We start from the raw sequence: 310 nt of genomic DNA, 5'->3' as shown, positions 1-310 counted from the left end.
CATGAATTTTTGGATAGATCATAGGATTCGTGACTTTCTATCACTAAATCCATATACGGTGGATTAATCACCTGTAGATAAAGGCCATCATCTTCACTCTTGGAAATAGTAGTGAGATTCAGTGCATGTAATAGCTTCGAGATGTTCTTGGCTACGGCTCCTGTTTGCTCTGCAGGCGGTAAAATTGTGATCTTATTGGGATCTACTGGAAGTTCAGTGCTGGGCAGAGCATCACTACCTGGCAGGGGGTTATCGTTGGCATATTGACGGGCATTGATCTCAGCAACATCGGCGGTAACCCCTTCACTCT

General features: G+C 44.5%; 1 protein-coding gene. It reads right to left on the bottom strand.

Going from position 1 to position 310, the window contains the following annotated elements:
• The coding region (locus QWI17_RS09120) for a hypothetical protein (protein ID WP_302722198.1) at positions 1-310 on the bottom strand (310 nt) is incomplete at both ends.

The organism is Gilvimarinus gilvus (assembly GCF_030518155.1).
GTDB lineage: Bacteria > Pseudomonadota > Gammaproteobacteria > Pseudomonadales > Cellvibrionaceae > Gilvimarinus > Gilvimarinus gilvus.
Note: the sequence above shows the minus strand (reverse complement) of the source record. Positions and strands in the feature narration are given on the sequence as shown.